This window comes from Streptomyces mayonensis (genome assembly GCF_018982965.1).
GTDB lineage: Bacteria > Actinomycetota > Actinomycetes > Streptomycetales > Streptomycetaceae > Streptomyces > Streptomyces mayonensis.
This window is the reverse complement of the sequence record NZ_JACBYP010000023.1, coordinates 1-12,590: the sequence shown is the minus strand read 5'-3', so window position 1 is coordinate 12,590 and position 12,590 is coordinate 1. Positions and strand designations below refer to the sequence as shown.

Sequence of the window (12,590 nt, the reverse complement as noted above, 5' to 3'; positions counted from 1 at the left end):
CTCCAGCGTCAGACGGCTTAGCGGATTCGGGCATTGAAAGTTCGGCCTCCTACGAGACACGGGATTGAGACAGGCGAAAGCGTCCTTGCACCGACCGGACAGTGAAAGCGCGCGTCCGCTCCGGGGTGCTGTGCCGACGGCTATGCAAGGAGCCGGTTGCGCTCACGGCGGGAGAAGACGCGGCTCAGGTTGCGAGAACCACGTCGTCCTTGGTGAGGGTTGCGCGGATCGTCCCGGTGAGCCGGTCGGCCGCGATCGACGCGTAGTGCTCGGTCTTCTCCACGCCGATGAAGTCCCGGCCTTCCAGCAGGGCGGCGACGCCCGTGGAGCCGGAGCCGGCGCAGAAGTCGAGGACCGTGCCGCCTTCGGGGCTGATCTTGACCAGCTCGCGCATCACCTCGACCGGCTTCTGCGTGATGTGCTGGCGCTTGGACCCCGAGGGCTGCGAAGCCGAGTACATACCGGGCAGGTAGACGGGGTTGCGGGAGCCGTCGATCGGCCCCTTGGATGCCCAGACGATGAATTCGCAGTTCTGGGTGAACCGGCCCTTCTGTGGCCTGGCCTGCGGCTTGTGCCAGGCCAGCACACCCCGCCACAGCCACCCGGCCGCCTGAATCGCGTCCGTGGTCGTGGGGAGCTGGCGCCAGTCGGTGAACAGCAGCGCGGTCCCGCCGGTCTTCGTCAGCCGGTGCGCCTCGGTCATGATCTGCGTCAGCCAGAAGCCGTAGGAGCGCTGGTCCATGTTCTCGCCGGTGAAGTCGGCGAGGTCGTTCTTGGCGTCGGCGGAGGTGTACTTCTGCTTCGCGGAGCGGGTGGTGCGCTCCTTCGCGGTCCGGCCTCCGCTGTTGTACGGCGGGTCGGTGATGACGGTGTCGACGCAGCCGTCCGGGAGACCGGAGAGGACGGCCAGAGCGTCGCCCTGGTGCAGGGAAAAAGGCAAAGAGGAACCCCTATTCGGGTGCGGGAACGCGGAGGGAAACCCCGCCTCGCGCAGGAGTCCTTGCGGGCCGAACATGGGCGTGCAGAAGCCCATGGCGACAGGCGAAGGAAGGCGAGGGGGAGTCCAAAAACTGTAGAGGCGAATCCGCCGACGACCAAGAAGTGCCGTGCTGAGGTGCCGGTTTCCGGCACCTCCCGCCGAGCTTTTTGGTCAACCGCCGATTCGCGCCTACTGTTTTTGAACCGCCGGGCGGGTCCCGCCGCTGGCTACTCCCCTGCCGCACCTCATGGAGGTACCCCTGCCCCGGCATACCTAGCTCACGGCACGGCCACACACGGAGCGAGCGGCAACTCGCCCCCACCGGCCCGCCTCCGATCGCCCACCCCGGCCGCCGCGTCCTTCCACCACGCCTCGCGCCCGCGGCACGCCGGACACCGCACCCCTCAAGGAGCCGTTCATGACGTCTCGCTACCCACCCAGGCCCGAAACCGCTGACCGGCGAGCGGTCCGCTCAGGTTGAAGGGGCTCGCCGCCGGCATCGGCGTCGTCTTCCTCTCCCCGATCCTGCTCGCCGGCACCGGCATGATGCTCGCCTCCTCCGCCGACGCCGTGCAGAGCAACAGCTCCTTCAGCAACTGCCTGAGCGACATCGACAGCGACAAGATCGCCGAACAGGTCACCAAGATCCTCGACGGCGCCTCCGGCAAAGACGTGCACGTCGAGGGCCTGGACCTGCCCGCCAAGCAGGTCCCCAACGCGGCGACGATCGTGGCCACCGGCCTCTCCCTCGACGTCCCCAAGAAGGGACAGATCATCGCGCTCGCCACGGCGATGCAGGAGAGCCGCCTGCGCAACCTGGGCTACGGCGACCGCGACTCGCTCGGCCTCTTCCAGCAGCGACCCTCCCAGGGCTGGGGCAGCGCCCAGCAGATCCGTGACCCCACCTATGCGAGCGAGCAGTTCTACAAGCACTTGCTCAAGGTGGACGGCTGGCAGCAGATGACCGTCACCCAGGCCGCCCAAGCCGTGCAGAAATCCGGTCTGCCGGACGCGTACGCGCAGTGGGAAAGCCTGGCCACCGCGCTGCAGAGCGCCATCGCCAAGACCTTTCCCGGCGCCGATGACGCGGACGGCAAGGACACGAACCAGGGCGAGACGCCGTCGACCGGCACGACCAGCTGCATGCCGGGCCAGGACGGTTCCGGCTTCGGCCGCATCCCCGAAGGGAGCGTCCCCAAGGGCTACTCGATCCCCAAGGACGCCGACCCCAAGGCCCGAAAGGCCATCGAGTGGGCGATGCACCAACTCGGCACGCTCTACCAGTGGGGCGGATCCTGCACGAACGCACACGGCCCCGGCCCCATGGGCCGCTGCGACTGCTCCAGCCTGATGCAGCAGGCGTACGCCCATGCCGGCATCACGCTCACCCGCACCACGTACACGCAGGTGGGCGAAGGCAAGGCGGTCTCCCCCGCTCACCTCAAGCCCGGCGACCTGATCTTCAGCCGCGGCACCGCCGCACGGCCCGAGCACGTCGGCATGTACATGGGCGAGGGCCTCGTCATCGAGGCACCGCGCACCACCAAGCCGGTGCGGATCACTCCGATCAAGGACTGGGACATTCTCGCCGCGCGCCGCATCCTCTGACCCCGGTCAGCCCGCAGTCCCGCGGAGCCGCCGTCGCCGCGACCTTGCCCATGGCCCGCCCGGCAGCCGGGCGCCGAGGCCACTTCCGCGCCCTCCGCTCGCCTCCCCCTCCGCTTTCACCTTCCCGTTGGCCCTCGCCGGGCCCGCGTATGCAAGGAGCCCGCCACACCTATGTCCGTCCCTCTCGCAGACCGCGTCATCCAGCTCGCCTACGACCCAGGAATCTCACCCAAGGGTGGCGGCCTGCCCGGCTTGAGCGTGCTGAAGAACGTCGTCAACTCGATCAACATGTTCGGGATCATCGCCGTCGTCGGCGCCCTCGCCGTCTCGCTCGGCGTCTGGGCCTGGGGCCACCACACCGGTGGCCACCAGGCCGAGGCCAACGGAAAGAAGGGCGCCGTCGTAGCCGCGGGCGCAGCCCTCGGCCTCGGCGCCGCCAACGGCATCGTCGCCTTCTTCTCCGGCCTGGGGTCGCAGGTCCACTGATGCGAAACCGCTTCCCTTCCTTTTCGCTGTCCTCGTACGGCGCTAGCTGGTCGGGCAACCGGCGTATCGCGATCGTCGTTGCCGCCGTCGCCGGCCTGCTCGGTCTCGCCGTGATCGTTGCCCTGTGGACCGGCGGCGGCAACCGCCACCAGGTCCCGGACAGTGCCGCGCCCGCCCCGACTGGCAGCCCGTCCTCCCCCGAGGCCGCCCCGAAGCCGTCCTCCGGATCCGGATCGGTGCCGGGGCCTCCGCAGGTCGCCGAACCGGTCGCCTACGCCAAGGCGGCGGCCCAGATGCTGTGGTCCTACGATACCCGCGACACCAGCCGCGACCAGCAGCTCGCCGGCATGCGCGCCTGGATGACCACCGAGACCAAGTACGTCGACTGGGCCTCGGTCGCCGGCCAGGTCCCCGACCCGGTGCTGTGGTCGCGGATGGCCGACCAGGACCAGCACGCCACTGCCCACATCACCGAGGGCCACTACCCCGGCGCGTTCAAACAGGCGCTGGCCGAGGATCCGTCCGCGATCACCGAGGCGTACATCTACGTCGTCACCGTCAACGGCAAGCAGCAGATCTCCTGGAAGAAGGGCGGCGGCGGAGCCGAGGACCGCGCTGTGACCCTCGCCGTGCAGTGCCGCCCGAACCACGACTGCACCCTGGCCGCCATCGCACCGAGCGTCACGCAGTGACCCGCGCCTGAGACACGAAAGGAGGAGTAACTCCTCGTGGGTTTCTGTGATTTCCCTCTGGCAGACAAGCTGTGCGCCGTCGGCGACGCAGTGGATTTCGCCTCGAACCCCGGCAAAGCCATCGGTGACTGGATGGCGAAGTCCGCCGGTGAACTGGCAGCCGCAGCAGCCGATCTGGCCGCCGAGGCCGTCAACACCACCACCAAGGTCGATCTGAACGCCGGGTGGTTCCGCGACAACTACGAAATGCTGCTGCCGCTGGGCCTGGTCCTGCTGGTCGCCACCTTCTGCGCGCAACTGGTCCGGGCCGCCATCAGACGCGACGGACAAGCCCTCGCCCAAGCATTCACCGGCACCATGTCCGGCGTCCTGTTCGCTTTCTGTGCCATCGCTTTGACCACGGTCGCCGTCGAAGTGGTCGACGCCGTCTCCGACGGCCTGTTCAAGACCGCTCACCTGAACATCGAGACGGCCGTGCGGCGCACTGTGAAGGTCGACGGTATTGGGGGCCTCAGCGGCCTGGGCTGGCTCGTCGCCGCCGTCGCCGGTCTCGGAGCTGCCGTCGGGGCCTTCCTGTACTGGTGCGTGATGATGGTCCGCAAGGTCGGCATCCTCGTCCTGGTCACCCTGGCGATCTTCGCGTCCGCCGGTGGTGGCTGGGAGGTCGCCCGGCGCTGGCGCAAGGGCTGGATCGAGGCCACCGCCACCCTCGTCGTCTCCAAGCTGCTGATGACCGTCATCTTCGTGCTTGGCATTGCCGCGATGGGCAAGACCGAGGCCAAGGACGGTATTGCCGCCCTGGCCGACGTCATGTCCGGCATCGTGATCATGGCTCTGGTGCTGCTGTGTCCGTACGGCGTCTTCAAGTTCGTGCACTGGGCGGCCGACGGCACCGACGGCGAGTCCATCCACCGTGCCGGCGGTGCCGGAGCACAGATCGCGAAGGCCCACGCCGAGAATGCGGCACGCAAGACCGCAGCAGCCGCGGCCACCGCCGGCACCGGTGGCGCCGCAGCCGGAGCAGGTGGCGCTGCCGCCATGGGTGGTGCCGCGCCGCAGGGCCCCGACGGCGGATTCCCCGGTGACGTCGCCGCCAACCCGATCGGCGGCGGCGAAGGCAAGGACGGTTCGCAGGGCGGCGGAACGGGCGGCTCGCCCGGCGGCGGTGCCCTCAAGGCCGGCCTGGAGAAGGCCGTCCAGCCCGCGCCGACCAGTGTGTCCGACGACACCAGTGGCCAGGTGGGAGGCAGCCCCGGTCCAGGCGGATCCGGCGCGAATACCGGGTCCGGCCAGGGCGGCGGGTGGCAGGCCACTCCGCCGACGACGACACCGCCTCCGCAGGGCGCACCCCCGTCCTCCGGCTCACAGGACGCCGCGTCGAGCGGGTCGGCTCCGCCGCCGCCTCCGACTGGCCTCTGACCCCTGCCCGACTCCCGGGGGCGGGACGTGCACGCCACCTCCCGCCCCGGGCTCCACCGCGCCTCCAGGACCTGTCCCATGACTGATCTTTCTGTCGCTCCGGTCACGGTGAAGTTTCCGCACCGGAGCCGCCGCGGCATCCTCCTCGGCCTCACCCTGCCCCAGCTCGTCCTCGTCTCCTGCACGCTGGCCCTGCTGCTCATGACGGTGATCTCCACCGGGCTGCTCGGCGCCCTCGCCCTGGCCCCGCTGTGGGCGGCATCTGGTGCACTGGTCGCGATCCGCCGCCACGGCCGATCCCTCATCGACTGGGCACCGATCGTCACCAGGTACGCGCACCGCCACCGCACCGGCCAGACGCTCTGGCTCGCCCGGCCCGTCACCCGGCCCCGGCAAGACGGCGTCCTCCACCTGCCCGGCACCGCCGCTTCCCTGAAGGTGGTCACCCCCGGCGACTCCGCCAACCAGGCTGCAGCTGTCTACGACCCGCACCAGCAGACCCTGACCGCCATCGCCCGCGTCACCAGCCGCGCCTTCGCCCTCCTCGACCCGATCACCCAGAACCACAACGTGAACAGCTGGGGACGCGCGCTGGCGGGTATCGCCCGCACCGGGAACGTCGCCACTGTGCAGGTGCTGGAGCGCACCGTGCCCGACAGCGGTGACACGCTCACCCGCCACTGGACCCAGAACGGGCAGCCCCAGGCCCCCGTCGCCGGACAGGTCTACTCCGAACTGGTCGCCTCAGTCGGCCCGGCCGCCGCCCCGCACGAGACCTACCTCGCCATCTCCCTCGACCTCAAGGCCGCCCGGCGCCTGATCACCCAGGCCGGCGGAGGACTGCCCGGGGCGTTCACCGTCATGCAGCAGACCACCGCCTCCATCGCCCAAGCCGCCCGCAACGCCGGCCTGGTGGTCACCGGATGGCTGAGCGCGCGGGAGATCGCCGCCGTCATCCGCACCGCCTACGACCCCAAGGCGCTCGCCGCACTCCAGCAGTGGTCCGAGACCGGCCGTGCCGAGGCCGACCCTGCAGCCGCCGGTCCCGTCGTGCAGTTCGAGGAGTACGACCGCCTCGCCACCGACAGCGCGCGGCACGCGACGTACTGGGTGGAGAACTGGCCGCGCACCGAGATGGGGGCAGGGTTCCTGCACGGGATCATGTTCACCGCCGGCGTGCGCCGCAGTCTCTCCCTCATCTACGTGCCGCAGGGGCTCGAGTCCGCTCTGCGGGACGTCCAGCGCAAGAAGGCCGCGATCATCGCCGACGCCAACGAGCGCGCCCGCCGCGGGCAGGTCGACTCCGAAGAGGACTCCGTCGAGTACGCCGACGTCAAGACCCGCGAACGCCAGCTCATCGCCGGGCACGCGGATGTCGCCCTGACCGGTCTGGTCACCGTCACCGCCGAGACCGACGCCCTCCTGGACGCCGCCTGCGCACAGATCGAGACTCACGCCGTCACATCCGGAGTCGATCTCCGCAGGCTCAACTACCAGCAGCCGGACGCCTTCGCCCTCTCCGCGCTCCCGCTCGCCCGCACCGCCCTGTGAACCAACAGCGCCCATGGGCGCTGGCCCACCGCACTCCGGATCACCCGCGACGGGACGTCCCTCACCACCCTGCCGACCGGCAGGAAGGACCACCACCTTTGACCCCCTCCACGCGCCCCGACGACGCGCACCCCTACCTCCGCGCCGCGAGCGCCGGCATCCGCCACCACACACGCGCCCTCACGCCCTCGGACTCAGTCCCGCCCAGGCCCGTGGACCGTGTGCACCTCGACGTACTGCACGCCCACCTCACGGTTCTGCTCCAGCTTCTGGACCGGCTCGCCGACCACACGCGGCCCCCTCACCCGGCCGCCGGACGTCACCTGGCCACCGCCCACACCAGGCTCTGGCAAGCCACCACCGAAGTCCACGCCGCCTTCCACGCGCTGCCCGGGGTCCCCCAGGCCGACGCCGAGACCAGCAGCTGCCGCCCAGAGCGGCTTCCCGAGGGCCCTCCCGTGCTAACGATCTGCCAACGCCACCTCGCCGCCGGACACGTCGTCCGTCGCAAGACCACTCCCACCGACCTCCACCCGCACACCACCACCTGCGCGCGATGAGCACCAGCCGCAGAATCGAGGGCCCCCGATGAACCACCGGCCCGCCCGCCGCGCCCGCCGCGCCTCCGCATCCCCACTCTTCACCCCTCACGGCACCGACCGCGCCAGCCGCAAGGCCGCCCGCCGCCAACTCGCCGAGGCCGCCGCCAAAGCCCGCACCGAAGCCAGCTCCCACCAGAGCGAAAGCACCTTCCCCGAGCAGCAGATGCCCACCGCGCTCTACCCACCGGGCGGGCGCCCCGGGCCCACCTCCGCCCGCGGAAACCGGCTGAAACTTCCCGCCCACCGCATGACCACCGCCATCGCGGCCGGCGCCTATCCTTTCCTCGCCGAAGGCGGACTCGGCGCCGAAGGCATCTACATCGGCCGCGACGTCCACGCCGAAGCATCATTCGTCTTCGACCCGTTCGCCCTGTACGGCAAGGTCGAAGGATTCACCAACCCCAACCTGCTCCTCGCTGGCGTGATCGGCCAGGGCAAGAGCGCACTGGCCAAGTCCTTCGCGCTGCGCTCGGTCGCCTTCGGATACCGCGTCTACGTCCCGTGCGACCCGAAAGGCGAGTGGACGCCAGTGGCCGAAGCCCTCGGCGGCCGGTCCGTCGCCCTCGGCCCCGGACTGCCCGGACGCCTGAACCCCCTGGACGCAGCCCCGCGCCCGGACAGCGTGGCCGAGGCCGACTGGGTCGGCGAGATCCGCAAGCGGCGCCTGCTCCTGCTCGGCTCCCTGGCCCGGACCGCCCTGGGCCGGGACCTGATGCCCATGGAGCACACCGCCCTGGACGTCGCCCTCGACGCCGTCGTCACCCGCGCCGCCGACACACACCGCACCCCGCTCCTCGGCGACATCGCCGCCACCCTCAACAACCCTCACGCGCTCGACGAGGCCGCCGGGATGATGTCGGGCCAACTCGGCGACGCAGCCCGCGACCTGGCCCACGCCATGCGACGTCTGGTCCACGGCGACCTGGCCGGCATGTTCGACGCGCCCTCCACCGTCGCCTTCAACCCCAACGCGCCGATGCTCACCATCGACCTGTCCCGCCTCGGCGGCTCCGGAGACGACACTGCCCTCGTCCTCGCCATGACCTGCGCGTCCGCCTGGATGGAATCCGCGCTCTCCGACCCCGGCGGCGGCCGGCGCTGGATCGTCTACGACGAAGCATGGCGCCTGATGCGGCACGTCGGCCTTCTGCAGCGCATGCAGGCCCAGTGGAAACTCTCCCGCGGCCTGGGCATCGCGAACCTGATGGTGATCCACCGGCTGTCCGACCTGCTCACCGCCGGCGACGCCGGATCACAGGGCCGCGCCCTGGCCGAGGGCCTCCTGGCGGACTGCTCCACCCGGATCATCTACCGCCAGGAGACCGACCAGCTCCACGCCGCGGCCTCCCTGCTCGGCCTGACCTCCGTCGAGATGGACGCCATCGCCCACCTCAACCGAGGGCGCGGCCTGTGGAAGGTCGCCGGCCGATCCTTCATCGTGCAGCACCTCCTGCACAGCCACGAACTGGCGCTCTTCGACACCGACGCCCGCATGCACTGATAAGCCCGCGGGTTCGCCATTTCTGAAGCGTCCAGGGGGCGGAACCCACGGACTGGCGGACAGCACCGATTCGCGAACCCTCACGTCCTCCACCCACTACACGGAGACCCGTCATCGAATCCCATCCCACCAACGTCTTGATCCCGCCGCTGGACGAGGACGACCTTGCCGTCCTCATGCACGACATCCAGGAGAACGGACTTCTCCAGCCCATCGTTCTGGACCGCTCAGGACGGATCCTCGACGGCCGCGGCCGGTTGGCGGCCTGCGAGCGCCTGCACATCGAGCCGGCCTTCGTCACGTACGACGGTGCCGGCACCGACACCTACAGCCTGTCCGTCAACCTCAAGCGCCGCAGCTTCTCCAAGGGAATCTGCGCGATGATCACCGTCAAAGCCCGCGCGAACCTCGGCTACTCCTGTCCCGACTCGGGACAAGAGGCCCGTCCCGAGTCGGGACAGGACGCTTGTCCCGACTCGGGACACACCGTTCGAGACATCGAGGAGCAGCTCGGAGTCGCACGCGCCGTCATTGGACGGGCGAATGTGGTCTGGCAGTACGCCCCCGAACTCGTCGACTCTGTGATCAGCGGAGCCGTCGGGTTGGACCGCGCGTACGAAACCGCCCGGCAGAAGAAGGCGCAGACCGCCTCTGCGGAGGCCCAGCTGGCCAAGCTCCGCGCCGAGGACCCGGCCCTCGCCGCCCGCGTGCAGGAAGGGGAACTGACTCTGCAGGGCGCCTGGGCGGAGCGTAGAGCCCGGCAGGAGGAGGAGATACGTCAGCGGCGGGTCGCCACGCAGCTGCTGTGCGAGGTCCTGCCCTCGCTCGCCCAGGCCCGGGGCAGTCGCACCTTCGCCCTGTACGACCCCGAGTTCGCGCCGCCCGGCCGGGCCGTGACCCAAGAGGTCATCGAGCATGCGACCACGGCACTGGCCGAGATTGCTTCGGTGTGGAAGGAGCGCAACCTTCCGTGAACTTCACCTCCGACCCTGTTCTCCGGAAGATCGCGCTGGAAGCCGCCCGGCAGGTCACCACCGACACCGGCCGCATTCACCAAGACGAGCTTCTCGACGCGCTCTGCGAGCGGCTTGCTCCGCGCAAGGAACTGCTCGGCCTGGTCATCAAGAAGGCCGGCCAGGCCATGATGCGAGACCTCGGAGAACGCCACAGCCCCCGCCGAAACCGCACCCCCAACGGCATGTATCACCCCAAAAGCATCATGAAGCTCGGCAACGGCATCTGGGTGTGGATGAAAGACAGCACCCCCACCGACATGACCGAATGGGGCCGCATCTCCTCACGCAACTTCGTCCGAACCGCCACGGCAGAAGCACACAAACAGGAATACGTCAGCAGCCGAATCGACGCCTACCGGGAAAACCCCCACTGCAAGCGGCTCGCCCCGCTCGAAGAGACCGTCTTCGGCTACCGGCAGAGCGCCTTCGACGACCTCGGCTTCGACTCCGACACGACGTGACCGGCTCTGGCCTTCCTCACACAGGCCCACCCGACCCTGCCGTCTCCTTAGCAATTGCCTTCAACTCTTCGGACTAATCACCCTGATGGACACCTCCGCCACCCAGCCTTCCGCTGCACCCGGCTCCCAGATGGTGCAGCAGGCCATCGGTAAGTCGCCGTCAGAACTCCGGTTCCTCCACGAGGGCACCGAGCTGGCGCTGGCATTCCTCGTGACCAGAGCCGCACGTCACCTGGACGACGTGCACCGGCAATTCACCGATGCCGCCCAGCAGGCAGCCACCACCCTGACACGCGCCGTCGCCGGCACCACATCGATCAACTCCCTGGGCGTCCTGCAGCACTCCGCCACGCAGATCGACATCCTCGCCGCACGTCGGGCTGACGCAGTCGACCGCCTCGGGGAAGCCATCACCACCTACCGCCAGGTAACGGCGGACAAGCCCACCGCCACTCCCCCTCCACGCGCCACGCCCGCACCATCCACAGCTGCTCGCCGCACTCGCCAATAACCAAGACGCTCACAGCCCGCCACTGCAAGCCCCGAGGGACTTCCGCATCACCTCGCGCGACCCAGACTTCGACCTGTACGACAACGTCGGCCGCGACGCCGACCAAATTCACGCCGCCCGTTACAACCTCGCCACCCGCGGCGACCTGAAGCGGTGGGCACGACGCGACGCACAGCCCTTCCGCGCCGCCCACCCCCTGCCCGACCAGCCTTGGCCGGCGCCCGACCTCACCCTCTACCTGGATGCCCTCGCCGCAGCCCAGAGCCCGGCGGAGATCGACGCGGTCACCGATCACGTCCTGGACGCCGCCGAACCCGCACTGCGTGCCCTGAGCGACTACCTCGTCGCCGCTGCCCGGTGGAAGCAGGAGAGCCGCGGCGCGGCCAAGGGATCGCCCTCGAACCTGCTGATGACAGCGGCCAGCCGGGCGCTGTCGGTCCTGGCCCTCGCCGACGAGGCCAGCATGAACAGGCTGCGTGCCACCTACGACCCGTCCCCCACCCCCGCGCCGCCGACCAACCCCCAGCAGGGGACTACCGCGAGCCTGCCGCCCTCGCCACCGTCTCCCGGCACCGGGCCCCGGCGGTAGCTCCCAGCTCCAACCGCCTCCCAAGGCCCGGCCCCGCTGCGAACGCCCCCGTCCACCCACACCCGGAGTCCCTTTGCCACACCCCCTGCACGTGAACGCCACCGAATGGGCCGAAGCCCAACGCAGCCAAGCCGAACTCGACGCCCTCACCGCTCAGCTCGCCGACCGCGAAGCCAAGAAGGAGCACGACCTGAGCGCCGCCTGCGACGACTGCGCAGTCGACTGCGATCAGGTGCCAGGGCCGGAGACCGACCTCGCTCGCAAGCCGACTCCACGGCACCGGCCGGCATCCCGGAGGAGGAGCCGTGGCCGCTGACGAGCCGAACCCTTCAGACGCCCGTACTCCCCCGCTCGCGCCGCTCCCCGACCATCAAAACGTGAAGACGCGATGGTGGCAGGAACTGTGGCGTCGCCACACGCACATCACCACCCCGCTACGGACACGCGGACTCCCGTGCGACATCGAATTCGGCCTCAGCGCCTACATCGTGCGCGTCTCGCTCCCCGACGACAGCTACCTGATCATCAGCCCGCCGCAGGATCCGCCCTCCAACCGCCGCCCCGGAGACCCCGAGGGCTGGATCGCGACCCGCGAGGACCCGGACGACGAGACGCTGTTCGAGGTCATCTACGACTCACTTCCCCCCGACGACCCCAGTGCTCCCCATCGGCCTGAAGCCCGTCACGGCGGCAGCACCCAACCCCTGATCGAGGCGATCGACCACCGCCTCGCCCAGTTCGGGCTGCTACCACACCCCTCCTTTCCCCACGAGGGTCCACACGTGTCCCCAGCCCCGCCCGAGGCCCGGGATGCCCCCGCCACACCACAGCGCGGACCCCACTGCGTCTACGGCGACGCGCTGCGCGATCTGACCGACCGGCTCAACGGAACCGAGTCACCTGCGGATGCCGCTGCCTTGCTGCACCAGATCCTGGAACCCACCAAGGGCCTGCTGGCGCAGCTCGGCGAGTTCTTCGAAGCAGCCGGGGAAAAGGCCAAGGAGGCCGAGGAGGACGACGGCTTCGACCTCTCCTACGACCTGGCCGACGCCGCCGCCGAGATCCGCAACCTCTCAGAGGTGCTGCACGTGGCCGAGGGCCGCATGCGGGCCCTCACTCCACTCGCACCCCCACCGCAACTGCCCTCTACCCCGGCCGATACGTCACTCCTCCCG

At 69.9% G+C, this 12,590-nt stretch carries 14 protein-coding genes; 13 read left to right on the top strand and 1 reads right to left on the bottom strand.

The window, feature by feature from the left end; translation table 11 throughout:
- Nucleotides 1-184 precede the first annotated feature (184 nt).
- On the bottom strand, nucleotides 185-940 hold the full coding sequence (locus HZS56_RS11600; protein ID WP_108988888.1) for a DNA-methyltransferase: 756 nt from the start codon (nucleotides 938-940) through the stop codon (nucleotides 185-187).
- Between the two features lie 516 nt (nucleotides 941-1,456).
- Here HZS56_RS11600 and HZS56_RS11595 point away from each other — a divergent pair.
- The 13 genes from HZS56_RS11595 to HZS56_RS11535 all read left to right on the top strand — a co-directional run.
- Nucleotides 1,457-2,587, top strand: coding sequence for a C40 family peptidase (locus tag HZS56_RS11595; RefSeq protein ID WP_108988889.1), 1,131 nt, complete (start codon nucleotides 1,457-1,459; stop codon nucleotides 2,585-2,587).
- Between the two features lie 171 nt (nucleotides 2,588-2,758).
- Complete coding sequence (locus HZS56_RS11590; RefSeq protein WP_011031268.1) at nucleotides 2,759-3,073, top strand: DUF6112 family protein; 315 nt, start codon at nucleotides 2,759-2,761, stop codon at nucleotides 3,071-3,073.
- Nucleotides 3,073-3,765: a hypothetical protein gene (locus HZS56_RS11585; protein WP_108988890.1), complete on the top strand. Its 693-nt coding sequence runs from the start codon at nucleotides 3,073-3,075 to the stop codon at nucleotides 3,763-3,765. The genes HZS56_RS11590 and HZS56_RS11585 overlap by 1 nt, the downstream gene beginning before the upstream one ends.
- Before the next feature lie 36 nt (nucleotides 3,766-3,801).
- Nucleotides 3,802-5,184, top strand: coding sequence for an SCO6881 family protein (locus HZS56_RS11580; protein ID WP_108988891.1), 1,383 nt, complete (start codon nucleotides 3,802-3,804; stop codon nucleotides 5,182-5,184).
- A gap of 78 nt (nucleotides 5,185-5,262) precedes the next feature.
- Complete coding sequence (locus HZS56_RS11575) at nucleotides 5,263-6,735, top strand: SCO6880 family protein (RefSeq protein WP_108988892.1); 1,473 nt, start codon at nucleotides 5,263-5,265, stop codon at nucleotides 6,733-6,735.
- A gap of 98 nt (nucleotides 6,736-6,833) precedes the next feature.
- Nucleotides 6,834-7,295, top strand: a complete 462-nt coding sequence (locus tag HZS56_RS11570; protein WP_108988893.1) for a DUF6238 family protein — start codon at nucleotides 6,834-6,836, stop codon at nucleotides 7,293-7,295.
- Between the two features lie 28 nt (nucleotides 7,296-7,323).
- Nucleotides 7,324-8,838: a VirB4 family type IV secretion system protein gene (locus HZS56_RS11565; protein WP_108988894.1), complete on the top strand. Its 1,515-nt coding sequence runs from the start codon at nucleotides 7,324-7,326 to the stop codon at nucleotides 8,836-8,838.
- A 137-nt stretch (nucleotides 8,839-8,975) separates the two neighbouring features.
- Nucleotides 8,976-9,812, top strand: a complete 837-nt coding sequence (locus HZS56_RS11560) for a ParB N-terminal domain-containing protein (protein WP_234319902.1) — start codon at nucleotides 8,976-8,978, stop codon at nucleotides 9,810-9,812.
- Complete coding sequence (locus HZS56_RS11555) at nucleotides 9,809-10,315, top strand: hypothetical protein (protein ID WP_031185637.1); 507 nt, start codon at nucleotides 9,809-9,811, stop codon at nucleotides 10,313-10,315. Before HZS56_RS11560 ends, HZS56_RS11555 begins: the two co-directional genes overlap by 4 nt.
- Nucleotides 10,316-10,400: 85 nt before the next feature.
- On the top strand, nucleotides 10,401-10,826 hold the full coding sequence (locus HZS56_RS11550) for a hypothetical protein (RefSeq protein WP_108988895.1): 426 nt from the start codon (nucleotides 10,401-10,403) through the stop codon (nucleotides 10,824-10,826).
- 409 nt (nucleotides 10,827-11,235) lie between these two features.
- Nucleotides 11,236-11,415: a hypothetical protein gene (locus HZS56_RS38105; RefSeq protein WP_244942104.1), complete on the top strand. Its 180-nt coding sequence runs from the start codon at nucleotides 11,236-11,238 to the stop codon at nucleotides 11,413-11,415.
- Between the two features lie 91 nt (nucleotides 11,416-11,506).
- A complete protein-coding gene (locus HZS56_RS11540) occupies nucleotides 11,507-11,731 on the top strand; it encodes a hypothetical protein (RefSeq protein WP_078889097.1) in 225 nt (74 codons plus the stop codon).
- Nucleotides 11,721-12,590, top strand: an 870-nt coding sequence (locus HZS56_RS11535; protein ID WP_216720658.1) for a hypothetical protein, incomplete at its 3' end; no start/stop codon positions are given. The genes HZS56_RS11540 and HZS56_RS11535, both read left to right, overlap by 11 nt.

Coding starts and splice junctions, on each gene's coding strand:
- HZS56_RS11590 (WP_011031268.1), top strand. CDS start 2,759: ATGTCCGTCCCTCTCGCAGACCGCGTCATCCAGCTCGCCTACGACCCA.
- HZS56_RS11585 (WP_108988890.1), top strand. CDS start 3,073: ATGCGAAACCGCTTCCCTTCCTTTTCGCTGTCCTCGTACGGCGCTAGC.
- HZS56_RS11575 (WP_108988892.1), top strand. CDS start 5,263: ATGACTGATCTTTCTGTCGCTCCGGTCACGGTGAAGTTTCCGCACCGG.
- HZS56_RS11565 (WP_108988894.1), top strand. CDS start 7,324: ATGAACCACCGGCCCGCCCGCCGCGCCCGCCGCGCCTCCGCATCCCCA.
- HZS56_RS11550 (WP_108988895.1), top strand. CDS start 10,401: ATGGACACCTCCGCCACCCAGCCTTCCGCTGCACCCGGCTCCCAGATG.
- HZS56_RS38105 (WP_244942104.1), top strand. CDS start 11,236: ATGACAGCGGCCAGCCGGGCGCTGTCGGTCCTGGCCCTCGCCGACGAG.